We start from the raw sequence: 14,382 nt of genomic DNA on the forward strand, positions 1-14,382 counted from the left end.
GACGTACGGGCCCGGCCGTGCGAGGATCGGGGAGTCACAGAAAGACAACGGAAGGCAGATCGTGGCTGAGCAGCTTTACGCCACCCTGAAGACCAACCACGGCGACATCGTGGTCCAGCTTTTCCCGAACCATGCGCCGGAAACGGTCAGGAACTTCGTCGAGCTGGCACAGGGCCAGCGCGAGTGGACCCACCCCGGCACGGGTGAGAAGAGCAAGAAGCCGCTCTACAACGGCACGATCTTCCACCGTGTCATCAGCGGCTTCATGATCCAGGGCGGCGACCCGCTGGGCAGCGGCATCGGCGGCCCCGGCTACAAGTTCGGGGACGAGTTCCACCCGGACCTGTCCTTCAACAAGCCGTACCTGCTGGCCATGGCCAACGCCGGCCCCGGCACCAACGGCTCGCAGTTCTTCATCACCGTCGCCCCGACGACGTGGCTGAACCGCAAGCACACCATCTTCGGCGAGGTCACCGACCCGGCCAGCCAGAAGGTCGTCGACGCCATCGTCGGCGTGCCCACCGGCCGCAACGACCGCCCGGTGAACGACGTCGTGATCAACGAGGTCGTCGTCGAGAAGCGCGAGGGCTGAGCCCACCGCTCCCCGGGCACCCCGCAGGGAGACGCCGCCACGTCCCACCGGGACACGCCCGAACATCCCCCAGGGAACCAAACGCCCCGCTCGTCCGTACCAAGGATGAGCGGGGCGGGGCCTTGCCGGGGGGCAGTCCCACGACGAACAAGGGGAACCGATGGACCACGCCGAAGGCAGCGCGCAGAACGCCGCTCACCGCGTGCCCGTGTGCTACCGACACCCGGACCGCGAGACCGGTGTGCGCTGCACCCGCTGCGAGCGCCCCATCTGCCCCGAGTGCATGGTCAGCGCCTCGGTCGGCTTCCAGTGCCCCGAATGCGTGCGCGGCGGCAGCGGCACCGGCCACGCACCCACGGCGTCCCGGCCCCGCACGGTCGCCGGCGGCACGGTCACGGCCGACCCACGGCTGCTCACCAAGGTGCTGATCGGCATCAACCTCGTCGTGTTCCTGGCACAGATCGCCGCCGGTGACCGCTTCACCAACCGGTTCGAGCTGATCGGACAGGCCTACACCCCTCTGCTTCCCGGGGTGCAGGGCATCGCCCAGGGCCAGTACTACCGCATGCTGACCGCGATGTTCCTGCACGGCGGCTACGCGCACATCCTCTTCAACATGCTCAGCCTGTGGTGGATCGGCGGCCCCCTGGAGGCAGCCCTCGGCCGCGCCCGCTATCTCACCCTCTACTTCGTCTCGGGCCTCGCCGGCAGCGCCCTCACCTATCTGCTGGCCGCACCCAACCAGCCCTCCCTCGGCGCCTCCGGAGCGATCTTCGGTCTCTTCGGCGCGACCGGCGTACTGATGCGCCGGCTCAACTACGACATGCGCCCGCTCATCGCCCTGCTGGTGATCAACCTCATCATCACCTTCACCTGGGCGAACATCGCCTGGCAGGCCCACATCGGCGGCCTGGTCGCCGGTGTCGTCACCGGGTACGCCATGGTCCACGCCCCGCGCCGGCGGCGGACGCTGGTCCAGTACGGCACCTGTGCGGTCGTACTCGCCGTCGTGGTGGTGCTCACGCTGGTCAGGACCACTCAGCTCACCTGATACCGAACCGTTGTCCACAGGGTGTGCCGGATCTTGTGCACCCTGTGCGGGCACAGCTGTGCCCCCTGTCGCTCGGATGTGTTTCCGCAGGTCAGACAGGGGGCCAACAGGTGTACGAGGGGCGGTGGGCCAGTCATACCGGCGTCAACGCCCGATGGGTTATCCACAGATCGTCGTTCTTTTCCCCATGTGGAAAACGCCTGTGGATAACTCAGTGGATAGCCCTGGGCAGAGCTACTTCCACTGCGTGGAGACGCCGAAGCCGGCGGCGATGAAGCCGAAGCCGACCACGATGTTCCAGTTGTCCAGCGCGTTGATGGGCAGCGAGCCGTCGGTCACATAGAAGACGACGATCCAGGCCAGGCCGATGATGAACATGGCCAGCATGACAGGCGCGACCCAGCCGCGGCTGTTCAGCTTGATCGCCTGTGCCTGCTTCGCCGGCGGCGGCGTGTAGTCGGCCTTCTTGCGGATACGTGACTTCGGCACGAGGGTCTCTCCTGTCGATGCGCTGCGTGGCCGCGCAGGTAACCGGTTCGGGGCTCGGGGCAGCGTACAAGGTGTCAAGACGACGACTCTGTGTGCTCCCCCGGGCGTCCGTTAGCGTAGTGCTTCCGTGGCGCCGAAGGAGATAAGGGTACGTTGAGCAATTCTGCCGACTCCACCGGGACGCAATCAACGGGCTCCGGCCCTGGCCGCCGGCGTTTCCGCCCGGTGCGGATGCTCACGGCGGCCGTCTTCGCCCTCGCGGGACTGATCTTCTTCACCAGCTTCAACACGGCCAAGGGCACCGACATCCGTCAGGACGGCTCTCTGCTGAAGCTGTCCGACCTGATCCAGCAGCGCAGCCGCAAGAACAAGGAGCTGGACGAGTCCAACGCGGCCCTGCGCGGGAGCGTGGAGTCCCTCGCCGAGAGCGACGACGGCAGCAGCAAGGCGCAGGACCGCAGGCTCAGCGGGCTGGAGAGGAGTGCCGGCACCCAGAAGCTCACCGGCCACGCCATCACCGTCACCCTCAACGACGCGCCGCCCAACGCCACCGCCAAGCTCCCCGGCTATCCCGAGCCGCAGCCCGACTATCTGGTCATCCACCAGCAGGATCTGCAGGCCGTGGTGAACGCGCTGTGGCAGGGCGGCGCCCAGGGCATCCAGGTCATGGACCAGCGGCTGATCTCCACCAGCGCGGTGCGCTGCGTCGGCAACACCCTGATCCTCCAGGGCCGGGTGTACTCACCGCCGTACAAGATCACGGCGGTCGGTGATCCGGACAGGTTGCAGCAGGCGCTCGCGGCGAGCAAGGCGATCCAGACCTACATGGTGTACGTCAACGTCTACGGGCTCGGCTGGAAAGTCACCGACGACGGGACGGTGACTCTTCCCGGCTACTCGGGCACAGTGGATCTGCACTACGCCAAGCCCGTGCAGTAGCCAGCCATCCGTCCCGGAGGCGCCGGTGCGCGTGATCGTCCGGACCGTCAGCGAGCTGTGCATCACCGTCGGCACCCTGATCGTGCTCTTCGTGGCCTACGTGCTGTTCTGGACGGGCGTGCGGGCCGACGGTGCCATGAACGACCAGATCGACCAGCTGCACCGGCAGTGGTCGAAGGGCAGTGTGCGGCCGGTGGCCGCCGCCCCGGGCGGTCAGACGGTCACCGTGACGAGACCGCAGCCCTACCACTACGGCAAGGCTTTCGCGATCATGTACATCCCGCGGCTCGGTTTCACGTGGAACAAGCCGGTCCTGGAGGGCACCGGCCGGGACGTACTGGCGAAGGGGCTCGCCCACTACGCGGGCACCGCGCAGCTCGGCCAGGAGGGGAACTTCGCGGTGGCCGGTCACCGGCGCACGTACGGCGACCCGTTCAAGGACTTCCCCGAACTGCGCCCGGGTGACGCCGTAGTCCTCACGGACGGGACGACCTGGTTCACGTATCGGATCGACAAAGGGCCCTACAAAACCGTGCCGACGGACGTTGAGGTCATCGACCCTGTGCCACGTAAGTCCGGGTACATGCGTCCGGGCCGGTATCTGACGCTGACCACGTGCGATCCGGAATGGGGGCACAGTCACCGGCTGATCGTCTGGGCGCACCTGGATTCCACACAGTCCGTGGAGGCAGGCGAACCGGAGGCTCTGCGCCGTTAGTCTGGTGGCGTACGGCGTGAGTCAGGTGCCGTGGGGATACGGAAGGAACGGCATGTACGGCTGGATCTGGCGGCATCTGCCGGGGAACGCGTGGGTGAAGGCGCTGATCTCACTCCTGCTGATCCTGGCCGCGGTCTACGTCCTGTTCCAGTACGTCTTCCCGTGGGCCGAACCGCTGATGCCCTTCAACGATGTGACGGTGAACAACCAGTGAGTGCGCGGATTCTCGTCGTCGACAACTACGACAGCTTCGTCTTCAACCTGGTCCAGTACCTGTACCAGCTGGGTGCCGAGTGCGAGGTCCTGCGCAACGACGAGGTGTCGACCGCGCATGCCCAGGACGGCTTCGACGGGGTGCTGCTGTCGCCCGGACCGGGGACGCCGGAGGAGGCCGGGGTGTGCGTGGACATGGTCCGCCACTGCGCGGCCACCGGGGTACCGGTCTTCGGGGTGTGCCTCGGCATGCAGTCGATGCAGGTGGCGTACGGCGGTGTCGTGGACCGGGCGCCGGAGCTGCTGCACGGCAAGACCTCGCTGGTGGAGCACGAGGGCAAGGGCGTCTTCGCGGGCCTGCCCTCGCCCTTCACGGCGACCCGCTACCACTCCCTGGCCGCCGAGCCGGCGACGGTCCCGGCCGAGCTGGAGGTGACCGCCCGCACCCACGACGGCATCATCATGGGCCTGCGGCACCGTGAACTCCCGGTCGAGGGCGTGCAGTTCCACCCCGAGTCGGTGCTGACCGAGCACGGACACCGGATGCTGGCCAACTGGCTGGTGGAGTGCGGCGACCAGGGTGCCGTGGCGAGGTCGACGGGGCTGGCCCCGGTGGTGGGCAGGGCCACGGCGTGACCGCGCTGCGCCCGGAGCGCGAGACCGGTGCCTCGTACGGGGATCAGTCGTACGAGGCTTCCGGTGCGCTTGGGGACTGGGACGCGGGCGCGTACCAGGAGCCGTACGGGGAGCCGTACGAGCGGGCATACGAGCAGGCGCACGAGCGGGCGCCGAACGAGCAGCCGTACCGGCCCGTTCCGGACGACGAGACGATGGCGCTGCGGGTCCCCGATGCGCTGACGGGCTCGGAGAGCGGGCCCCTGGGCGCCTCTGCGGCCCCTTCCGCCTCTTCCGCCACCGGACCCGCGGTCGGTGGCCGTGCGGCCCGCAGAAAGGCCGCCAAGCGCCGTGGCGGGCGCCATGGCGGCGGCCGGGAGACGGCACCCGCGGAGACGGGCGCGACGGCGGAGTCCGGCCGGCCGCTGTCCCGGGTGGAGGCGCGGCGGCAGGCGCGGCTGCGCAAGCCGAGCCCGGGCGTCGTCGCGAGCCGCGCGATCGGGGAGGTGTTCATCACCACCGGCGTGCTGATGCTGCTGTTCGTCACCTATCAGCTGTGGTGGACCAACGTCCGCGCCCATGCGCAGGCGGGCAGTGAGACGCACCAGCTCCAGGACGACTGGGCGAGCGGCAAGCGCAACCCGGGGGTCTTCGCGCCGGGTCAGGGCTTCGCCATCCTGCACATCCCCAAGCTCGACGTGGTCGCGCCGATCGCGGAGGGCGTCAGCACCGAGAAGGTGCTCAACAAGGGCATGGTCGGGCACTACGGCGAGCCCCCGCTGAAGACGGCGATGCCCGATGCCAGGACCGGCAACTTCGGCCTGGCCGCCCACCGCAACACGCACGGCGAACCGTTCCGGTACATCAACAGGCTCAGGCCCGGTGACGCGGTCGTGGTCGAGACGCAGGACACGTACTTCGTGTACAAGGTGACCTCGACGCTGCCGGTGACCTCGCCGTCCAACACCAGCGTGCTGGACCCCGTCCCGAGGGGCTCGGGCTTCACCGAACCCGGCCGCTACATCACCCTCACCACCTGCACGCCGGAGTTCACCAGCAAGTACCGGCTGGTCGTCTGGGGCAAGATGGTCGAGGAACGCCCGCGCAGCAAGGGCAAGCCGGACGCGCTCATCGAGTAGGGCATCAGCAGGGCTGAAGCGAGCAGGGCTGAAGCGAGCAGGCTGAAGCGAGTAGGGGCAGAGGAACTGTGGCAGCGACCGCCGACGACACCGAAGAACACACGGACGCGTCCGACGCGCATCCCGCCCCGCGCGGCCGGCGCCCCGGCCGTATCGCGACGGCGGTCAGCGTCCTCGGTGAAATCCTCATCACCGCAGGCCTGTTGCTCGCCCTCTTTGTCGTCTACTCCCTGTGGTGGACGAACGTGATAGCGGACCGCAAGGCCGACAAAGAGGCCGAAAAGGTGCGCCAGCACTGGGCGCATGCCACGGACTCCGGTCCGGGCGCGCTGGACACCAAGGACGGCATCGGCTTCCTACACGTGCCCGCGATGCACAACGGGGTGGTCCTGGTCGAGAAGGGCACGGGCACGGACGTCCTGAACGACGGCGTGGCCGGCTACTACACGGACCCGGTCGAGGCCACGCTCCCCACGAGCGGCAAGGACGGCAACTTCACCCTCGCCGCGCACCGGGACGGGCACGGCGCGAAGTTCCACAACATCGACAAGGTGAAGACGGGCGACCCGATCGTCTTCGAGACGCGGGACGACTGGTACGTCTACAAGGTGTACTCGATCCTCCCGGAGACCTCGAAGTACAACGTCAAGGTCATCGACCAGGTCCCGAAGGAGTCCGGCAAGAAGAAGCCGGGCCACTACATCACCCTGACGACCTGCACGCCCGTGTACACCTCGGAGTACCGCTACGTGGTCTGGGGCGAACTGGTCCGCGTGGAGAAGGTGGACAGCAAGCGGACTCTGCCGGAGGAACTGCGGAGCTGACAGCCGGCTCCGCCCACGTCTTCAGACCACAGGGCCCTTGGCACCGTCGCGCGGTGCCAAGGGCCCTGTGGTCTGAGGCGGATGCGTCCTGCGTGCGCTAGCCCGTTATGCCGCCGAAGATGTTGCCCCCGTTGTTGCCTCCGCCATTGCCGCCGATGTCCACGGTGGTCAGGACGATCGGGGTGCTGGCCGGGTCCGCCTGGGTTCCCGCCGGCGGGTTCTGCTGGATGACCCGTGCCTTGTCGTCGTTGGGTCCGCTGACCTGGATCTGTGTGTAGCCGTTCTGCTGAAGGATCTGCTCGGCCTGCTTCAGGGTCTGGCCCGTGACGTTCGGCACCTGCCCCTGCGTCTGGCCGCCCTGGAACTTGCCGACGTTGATCACGATGCTCGCGTTCTTGTCGAGCTGCTGGCCCGCCGCCGGGTTGGTCGAGAGGACCTTGCCGTCGTCGCCCTGGTTGGGGGTGACCTGGTCGGAGCAGGTGGGCACGAGGCCCATCCCCGTCAGCTCGGCCTTCGCCTCGTCACAGGACTTGCCGATGACGTCACTGGGAATGGTGACCTTGTCCGCGGGCTTGGCGACCGTGAGGGTGATCGTGGAGCCCTTCTGCTTCTGGGTGCCACCCTGCGGGTCCTGCTTGATGACCACGCCGGGCGTCCGGTCCGACACCTCGGTCTGCTGCTCGACCTGGAAGCCCTTCGCCTTGAGCTGGGCCTCGGCCTGGTCGTACGGCAGGCTCGTGACATCCGGCACGTCGACCTTCGGCGCCCCCGTCGACACCACCAGGGTGATGGTGTCGCCCTTCTTGACGTCCGCACCCGCCTTGGGGTCCTGGGAGCAGACGTTGCCCTTCGGCTGGTTGTCGCACGGCTTGCGGACGGGGGGCGCCAGTTTCAGGTCCGAGTTGGCGGCCATCTTCTGGGCGGTGGAGTAGCTGTTGTCGACGAAGTTCGGGGCCGGGAAGGTCTGGTTCGTGTTCTTGCCGTCGGCCACCCACTTCCCGATCAGGATCGCGCCGATCAGGACCAGGACGCCCGCGACCACCAGCAGGATCGTGGAGGTGTTGGACTTCTTCTGCGGCTGGCGGCGGCGGCCGGAGGGTTCGTCGTAGCCATAGCCGCCGTCGTCCGGGTTCATCGGCGGGAGCATGGACGTCGCTCCCGCGCCGGTGTCCGGGCGCAGGGCCGTCGTGGGCTGGTCGTCGGGATAGCCGCCGTAGCCCACCGCGCCCATCGCGGCCGTCGCCGCGACCGGCTGGCCGTCCAGGCAGGCCTCGATGTCGGCGCGCATCTCGTCGGCCGACTGGTAGCGGTAGTCCGGGTCCTTGACCAGCGCCTTCAGGACGATCGCGTCCATCTCGGGCGTGATCTCGGGGTCGAAGACCGACGGGGGCTGGGGTTCCTCGCGGACGTGCTGGTACGCCACGGCCACCGGGGAGTCGCCGACGAAGGGCGGGCGGACCGTCAGCAGCTCGTAGAGCAGGCAACCCGTCGAGTACAGGTCCGACCGCGCGTCGACCTGTTCGCCCTTCGCCTGTTCCGGCGAGAGGTACTGGGCCGTACCGATCACCGCCGCCGTCTGGGTCATGGTCATGCCGGCGTCGCCCATGGCGCGGGCGATGCCGAAGTCCATCACCTTGACCTGGCCGTTGCGGGTCAGCATGACGTTGGCCGGCTTGATGTCGCGGTGGACGATGCCGTTGCGGTGGGCGTACTCCAGGCCCTGGAGGATGCCGATGGTCATCTCCATCGCCCGCTCGGGCAGGAGCTTGCGCCCGGAGTGAAGAAGCTCACGCAGTGTGGAGCCGTCGACGTACTCCATGACGATGTACGGGATCGAGACCCCGTCGATGTAGTCCTCGCCCGTGTCGTAGACCGCAACGATCGCGGGATGGTTGAGCGAGGCGGCCGACTGGGCCTCCCGGCGGAACCGGGCCTGGAAGGAAGGGTCGCGTGCCAGGTCGGCGCGCAGGGTCTTCACTGCCACGGTGCGGCCCAGGCGGGTGTCATGCGCGAGGTAGACCTCGGCCATGCCACCACGGCCGAGCACCTGGCCCAGCTCGTACCGGCCGCCGAGGCGACGCGGCTCTTCCATAGCTACCTACCAGCCCTCTCCGTCGGTCTCGGCCGCGCACCCACGTGCACGGCCGGAGGCTGCCGTCCGGGCCTACCGTACCCGGCTCGCTTTGTGTGACCTGGCCAAGCCCGTAACCCGATACAGGACCGGTATCGCAACGTGCGGCGATGTGAAGGGGGTGTGATGGGGGTCACTTCCGTCACTTCTTGGACTGGATGACCGCCTCCATGACGTTCTTGGCGATCGGCGCGGCCAGGCCGCCACCGGAGATGTCGTCGCGGTTGGCGCTCTCGTCCTCGATGACCACGGCCACGGCGACCGGCGCGCTGCCGTCGGGCAGCTTGGCGTAGGAGACGAACCACGCGTACGGGTTGGCGCTGTTCGCCACACCGTGCTGCGCGGTACCGGTCTTGCCGCCCACGGTGACGTTCGGGATCTGCGCCTTCGTACCGGTGCCCTGCTTGACGACGGTCTCCATCATGGACTGCAGGATCTGTGCGTTGGCCGGCGACAGCGGCCGGCTCATCTCCTGCGGCTGGGTCTTCTCCACCGGGTCGAGGTTGGAGGACTGCAGCTCGTCCACCATGTACGGCTTCATCAGCTTGCCGTCATTGGCGACCGCCGAGGCGACCATGGCCATCTGCAGCGGGGTCGCGGCGGTGTCGAACTGACCGATCGAGCTGAGCGCCGTCTGCGGGCTGTCCATCTCCTTGGGGAAGACGGACGCGGTCGACCGCACCGGGACGAACTGCTCGGAGTTGAAGCCGAACTTCTCGGCCTCGGCCAGCATCTTGTCCTTGCCGAGCTGGGCCCCGATGTGACCGAAGACCGTGTTGCAGGAGATGCGCAGCGCCTCCCGGAGGGACACGTTCTTGCACTGGATGCTGCCCTCGTTCTTCAGCTCGCGCGTGGTGTTCGGCAGCGTGTAGGGCTGCGGGGAGTCGGTGGCCTGGTCCGCCGAGTTGTACAGCCCGTTCTCCAGCGCCGCCGACGCGGTGACCAGCTTGAACGTGGAGCCCGGAGGATAGGTCTCGCGCAGCGCACGGTTCAGCATCGGGTCGGAGGGGTCGTTCTGCTTCTGGAGCTTGTTCCAGTTCGCGGAGTCCGTGCCGGTGGAGTTCCCCGCGAAGGACGACGGGTCGTACGACGGGTAGGAGGCCAGCGCGAGGATCTTGCCGGTGGACGGCTCCAGGGCGACCACCGCGCCCTTGCCGCCCTGTGCCTTCAGCCCGTTGAACGCCGCCTTCTGCGCGGCCGCGTTGAGCGTGGTGACGACGTTGCCGCCCTGCCTCGGCTTTCCCGTGATCATGTCGAGGGTGTTGCGGAAGAAGAGCCGGTCGTCGTTGCCGGTGAGGATGCCGTCGTCGATGTTCTCCAGCTGGCTGGCGCCGAAGGCCTGCGAGGAGTAGCCGGTCACCGGGGCCCACATGGCCCCGTCCTTGTAGGTGCGCTTGTACTTGAAGTCGCCGTTCTTGGACACGACGGACCCGGTTATCGGGCTGCCGTCGACGATGATGTCGCCGCGCGGGTGCGCGTACCGCTCGATGGAGACCCGGCGGTTGTCCTTCTCGGTCGCCAGCTGGTCGGCCTTGAGGTACTGGAGGTAGTTGTCGCGGATCAGCAGGGCCAGGACGAGGAGGCCGCAGAAGATCGCGATCCGGCGCAGGGGCTTGTTCATGACGGGCGGACCACCTGGGTCATCTCGGCGTCGGGGTTCGTGGCGGGGGTGGGCGCCGGGCGGCGGGCGGTGTCGCTGATACGGATCAGGATGCCGATCAGCGCCCAGTTGGCCAGCACGGAGGAACCGCCGTACGCGACGAACGGCATCGTCATACCGGTCAGCGGGATGAGGCCCATCACACCGCCGGCCACGACGAACACCTGCAGGGCGAACGCGCCGGACAGGCCGACGGCGAGCAGCTTGCCGAAGGGGTCGCGGGCGGCGAGGGCGGTGCGCAGGCCACGCTCCACGATCAGGCCGTAGATCAGCAGCATCGCCATGATGCCCGCCAGGCCCAGCTCCTCGCCGAAGGTGGCGAAGACGAAGTCGGAGTTGGCGGCGAACTTGATCAGGTCCGAATGGCCCTGCCCCCAGCCGGTGCCGAGGGTGCCGCCGGAGCCGAACGCCCACAGGGACTGCTGCAGCTGGTCGGAGTGGAGGATGCCGTCGTGGGTGACCTGGCGGCTGAGCTGGTACTCGCGCATCGGGTCGAGCCACGCGTTCACACGCGTCTGGATGTGCGACTCGAAGCTCGCCACGCCGACGGCACCGACCGCTGACATCAGCAGACCGAAGACGATCCAGCTGGTCCGCTCGGTGGCGACGTACAGCATGATCACGAACATGCCGAAGAACAGCAGCGAGGTACCCAGGTCGGTCTCGAAGACCAGGATGAGGATCGACATCGCCCACACGACCAGGATCGGACCGAGGTCACGGCCGCGTGGCAGGTACAGGCCCATGAAACGGCGGCTGGCCAGGGCCAGCGCGTCCCGCTTCACCATCAGATAACCGGCGAAGAAGACCGCGAGGACGATCTTCGCGAACTCACCGGGCTGCAGGGAGCCCAGGCCGGGGACGCGGATCCAGATCTTGGCGCCGTAGATGTCGGCCCCGAGACCCGGCACCAGCGGCAGGAGCAGCAGCACCAGGGCGCTGACCATGGAGATGTAGGTGTAGCGCTGCAGGACCCGGTGGTCCTTCAGGAAGATCAGCACCGCGGCGAACATGGCGATGCCCAGCGCGCTGTACAGCAGCTGGCGGGGCGCGGCCGCGGCGAAGTGGGGCAGCGACTGCAGCAGCTTCGACTGGTCCAGCCGCCAGATCACCACGAGCCCGAGCCCGTTGAGCAGCGTGGCCAGCGGCAGCAGCAGCGGGTCGGCGTACGGGGCGAACTTCCGTACGGCGAGATGGGCGACGCCGGCCAGCAGACCGAGACCGAGGCCGTAGGACAGCAGCCCGGCGGGCACCGAGTTGTTGATGGCCAGGCCCACGTTGGCGTAGGCGAACACCGGGATGGCCACGGAGAAGACGAGCAGGGCCAGCTCGGTGTTGCGGCGGCTCGGAGCGCCGATCGCGCCGATCGTGGACGTGTGGTGCGTCGGTGGGTTAGTCGTACTGCTCATCGTGTGACAGGGCCTCTCGCGGCTTCGCTACTGCTTGCCGCACTGATCGACGACCTTCTTCTCATCCTCGGAGAGGCTCGGGCCGGGGTTCGGAGTGGCGGACGCGGACGGCGGCTTCGAAGGGGTCTTCGTAGCGGGCGCCGAACCGGATGGGTGCGGTGTCGGTGTCGCCTTGGACGTGAAAGCGGTACGGGTGGTTCCCGTGGTGCCTCCGGCCTCGCCCTGGCCCGTCTTCGCGTTCCGCGTGGACTCGGCGGCCTGGCGCTCCGCGTTCTTCCGGCACGCGGAGGCCTGCACCGACAGTGCCTCGATCTTCGCCTGGGCCTGCTGCAGACCGCCCGCCGTGATCGTGTTCTTGACCTGCTTCTGCTGGTACGGCGGCAGGTACTTGAGTTCGATCTCGGGGTGGTCCTTCTCCACCTTCGACAGCGACACCCAGGCCAGGTCCTGGCTGATCCCGCGGTACAGCGCCACGTGCTCGCCCTTGGCGCCGACGTAGTACTGCGTCTGCGTCCACTGGTAGCCGCCGTAGAGGCCGCCGCCGATGACGGCGAGGGCCAGGGCGCTGTAGAGGGATCTCCTCAGCCACCTGCGCCCGCCGCGCGGCTTGGTGAAGTCGCCGTCGGCGTAGTCGTCGAAGCTGCCCGCCGGGATGTAGCCGGTGGTGTCGCCGGAGCCGGGCGGGCCGAACTCGCCGCCGCCGTGCCCGGGCGCCCGGCGGCCCAGGTGGGAGGCGCGGCCGGCCGGGGTCTGCATGATGCCGTTGTCGTGCAGATGGTGCTGGTTCTCGGCGACCGCGCCGACCACGACCGGCTGGTCGGACAGCTGCCCGGCGAGCGTGTCATTGGTGTCGAGGTCCAGGACGTCGGCGACGATGACGGTGATGTTGTCGGGGCCGCCGCCGCGCAGCGCGAGCTGGATCAGCTCCTGCACGGTCTCCTGCGGGCCCTGGTAGCTGGCGAGGGTCTCCTCGATCGTCTGGTGGGAGACCACCGCGGACAGACCGTCGGAGCAGATCAGATAGCGGTCGCCGGCCCGGACCTCACGGATCGACAGGTCGGGTTCGACGTGGTCGCCGCTGCCGAGGGCGCGCATCAGCAGGGAGCGCTGCGGGTGGGTGGTGGCTTCCTCTTCGGTGATCCGGCCCTCGTCCACGAGCCGCTGCACCCAGGTGTGGTCCTGGGTGATCTGCGTGAGCACTCCGTCACGCAGCAGATAGGCGCGGGAGTCGCCGACGTGGACGAGACCGAGCCGCTGCCCGGTCCACAGCAGGGCGGTCAGCGTGGTGCCCATGCCCTCGAGCTGGGGGTCTTCCTCGACCATGGCGCGCAGCTGGTCGTTGGCGCGCTGCACGGCCGTACCGAGGGAGGTGAGGATGTCGGAGCCGGGCACGTCGTCGTCGAGCGTGACCAGGGTGGAGATCACCTCGGAGGAGGCGACCTCGCCGGCCGCCTGGCCGCCCATGCCGTCGGCGATCGCGAGCAGCCGGGGACCGGCGTAACCGGAGTCCTCGTTGCCCTCCCGGATCATGCCTTTGTGCGATCCGGCGGCAAAGCGCAGTGACAGACTCATGCCCACCTCGCCAGTCGGCTCCGGGTACAGCCGGTCGTGTCGAGCCACACTGCCCACCCTCCGGTCGGGAGCGCGCCGGCGGCCGGGTGGCGGCCTGCCGCTGCGTGCTCGCTCCGCTCGCGCTCACTCATGATGTAGCACTACTTCCGCAGCTCGATGACGGTCTTGCCGATGCGGATCGGCGCGCCCAGCGAGATCGGTGTGGGGGTCGTCAGCCGGGACCGGTCCAGGTAGGTGCCGTTGGTGGAGCCGAGGTCCTCGACGATCCACTGGCCGTCGCGGTCCGGGTAGATCCTGGCATGACGGCTGGAGGCGTAGTCGTCGTCCAGCACGATCGTGGAGTCGTGCGCCCGGCCCAGCGTGATCGTCTGGCCCTGCAGCGCGACCGTGGTGCCCGTCAGTGTGCCCTCGGTCACCACCAGCTTGGTGGGTGCGTTGCGGCCACGCCGGCCGCCGCCCTGCTGGCCGCGCTGCTGCGGCGGCGCGGACTGCTGCCGGGCCGCCTGCTGCCGACCCTGCTGCTGGGCACGCCCGGCCTCCCTACGCGATCCGCGCTGGGTGACGCGCGTACCGAACAGGTCGCTCCGGATGACCTGCACGGCCACGATCACGAACAGCCACAGTACGGCCAGGAAACCCAGCCGCATGACCGTGAGGGTCAGCTCTGACATTGCCCCCGCTTCACCCTTCGGCTTGCCTATAGATAACGGTGGTGCTGCCCACGACGATCCGCGAGCCGTCGCGGAGCGTAGCGCGGGTGGTGTGCTGCCCGTCCACCACGATGCCGTTGGTGGAACCGAGATCCTGGATCGTCGAGGGCGTTCCGGTCCGGATCTCGCAGTGCCGGCGCGAGACGCCGGGGTCGTCGATCCGCACGTCGGCGTCGGTGCTGCGGCCCAGCACCAGTGTCGCGCGGGAGATCTGGTGGCGGGTGCCGTTGATCTCGATCCAGTACCGGGTGCGCCCGCCGCTCGTCGGGGCGGCCGCGGGCCGCTGGGTGGCGGGCTGGGGGTACCCGTAGCCGCCGGGC

Annotated in this window: 15 protein-coding genes; 8 read left to right on the top strand and 7 right to left on the bottom strand. The window is 68.5% G+C overall.

Translation table 11 applies throughout. From position 1 onward, the window contains the following. Window positions 1-61 precede the first annotated feature (61 nt). On the top strand, window positions 62-592 hold the full coding sequence (locus ABT288_RS01190; protein ID WP_351601133.1) for a peptidylprolyl isomerase: 531 nt from the start codon (window positions 62-64) through the stop codon (window positions 590-592). Between the two features lie 160 nt (window positions 593-752). Further along, complete coding sequence (locus ABT288_RS01195) at window positions 753-1,643, top strand: rhomboid family intramembrane serine protease (RefSeq protein ID WP_351601136.1); 891 nt, start codon at window positions 753-755, stop codon at window positions 1,641-1,643. A 234-nt stretch (window positions 1,644-1,877) separates the two neighbouring features. Here ABT288_RS01195 and crgA read toward each other — a convergent pair whose 3' ends face one another. Further along, window positions 1,878-2,132 (bottom strand): cell division protein CrgA, encoded by a 255-nt coding sequence (gene crgA / locus ABT288_RS01200; RefSeq protein WP_351601139.1) that lies wholly within the window; start codon window positions 2,130-2,132, stop codon window positions 1,878-1,880. 153 nt (window positions 2,133-2,285) lie between these two features. Between crgA and ABT288_RS01205 the strand changes: the two genes are divergently transcribed. The 6 genes from ABT288_RS01205 (at window position 2,286) to ABT288_RS01230 (ending at window position 6,580) form a co-directional block, all read left to right on the top strand. Beyond that, window positions 2,286-3,071: a DUF881 domain-containing protein gene (locus tag ABT288_RS01205; protein WP_351601142.1), complete on the top strand. Its 786-nt coding sequence runs from the start codon at window positions 2,286-2,288 to the stop codon at window positions 3,069-3,071. A 25-nt stretch (window positions 3,072-3,096) separates the two neighbouring features. Then, complete coding sequence (locus ABT288_RS01210; RefSeq protein WP_351601145.1) at window positions 3,097-3,789, top strand: class E sortase; 693 nt, start codon at window positions 3,097-3,099, stop codon at window positions 3,787-3,789. 52 nt (window positions 3,790-3,841) lie between these two features. Continuing rightward, window positions 3,842-4,003 (top strand): hypothetical protein, encoded by a 162-nt coding sequence (locus ABT288_RS01215; protein WP_351601148.1) that lies wholly within the window; start codon window positions 3,842-3,844, stop codon window positions 4,001-4,003. Beyond that, window positions 4,000-4,638 (top strand): aminodeoxychorismate/anthranilate synthase component II, encoded by a 639-nt coding sequence (locus tag ABT288_RS01220; RefSeq protein ID WP_351601151.1) that lies wholly within the window; start codon window positions 4,000-4,002, stop codon window positions 4,636-4,638. The genes ABT288_RS01215 and ABT288_RS01220 overlap by 4 nt, the downstream gene beginning before the upstream one ends. Further along, window positions 4,635-5,756, top strand: a complete 1,122-nt coding sequence (locus ABT288_RS01225; protein WP_351601154.1) for a class E sortase — start codon at window positions 4,635-4,637, stop codon at window positions 5,754-5,756. Before ABT288_RS01220 ends, ABT288_RS01225 begins: the two co-directional genes overlap by 4 nt. A 68-nt stretch (window positions 5,757-5,824) precedes the next feature. Beyond that, window positions 5,825-6,580 (top strand): class E sortase, encoded by a 756-nt coding sequence (locus ABT288_RS01230; RefSeq protein WP_351601157.1) that lies wholly within the window; start codon window positions 5,825-5,827, stop codon window positions 6,578-6,580. Window positions 6,581-6,677: 97 nt separating this feature from the next. On the opposite strand, the gene pknB is transcribed toward ABT288_RS01230, so the two are convergent. From pknB to ABT288_RS01260, 6 genes are all read right to left on the bottom strand, one after another. Continuing rightward, on the bottom strand, window positions 6,678-8,672 hold the full coding sequence (gene pknB, locus ABT288_RS01235; RefSeq protein WP_351601160.1) for a Stk1 family PASTA domain-containing Ser/Thr kinase: 1,995 nt from the start codon (window positions 8,670-8,672) through the stop codon (window positions 6,678-6,680). Between the two features lie 181 nt (window positions 8,673-8,853). Continuing rightward, window positions 8,854-10,332: a peptidoglycan D,D-transpeptidase FtsI family protein gene (locus tag ABT288_RS01240; RefSeq protein ID WP_351601162.1), complete on the bottom strand. Its 1,479-nt coding sequence runs from the start codon at window positions 10,330-10,332 to the stop codon at window positions 8,854-8,856. Next, window positions 10,329-11,780: an FtsW/RodA/SpoVE family cell cycle protein gene (locus ABT288_RS01245; RefSeq protein WP_351601164.1), complete on the bottom strand. Its 1,452-nt coding sequence runs from the start codon at window positions 11,778-11,780 to the stop codon at window positions 10,329-10,331. Before ABT288_RS01245 ends, ABT288_RS01240 begins: the two co-directional genes overlap by 4 nt. Before the next feature lie 27 nt (window positions 11,781-11,807). Continuing rightward, the gene (locus ABT288_RS01250) at window positions 11,808-13,352 is read right to left on the bottom strand and encodes a Stp1/IreP family PP2C-type Ser/Thr phosphatase (RefSeq protein WP_351601167.1); all 1,545 of its coding nucleotides are present in this window, start codon (window positions 13,350-13,352) and stop codon (window positions 11,808-11,810) included. 140 nt (window positions 13,353-13,492) lie between these two features. Further along, window positions 13,493-14,023, bottom strand: a complete 531-nt coding sequence (locus ABT288_RS01255; protein WP_351601170.1) for an FHA domain-containing protein FhaB/FipA — start codon at window positions 14,021-14,023, stop codon at window positions 13,493-13,495. Between the two features lie 10 nt (window positions 14,024-14,033). Beyond that, window positions 14,034-14,382: FHA domain-containing protein (locus ABT288_RS01260; protein WP_351601173.1), on the bottom strand; the 349-nt coding region annotated here is incomplete at its 5' end.

Source organism: Streptomyces sp. NPDC001093 (assembly GCF_040298985.1).
Taxonomy (GTDB): domain Bacteria; phylum Actinomycetota; class Actinomycetes; order Streptomycetales; family Streptomycetaceae; genus Streptomyces.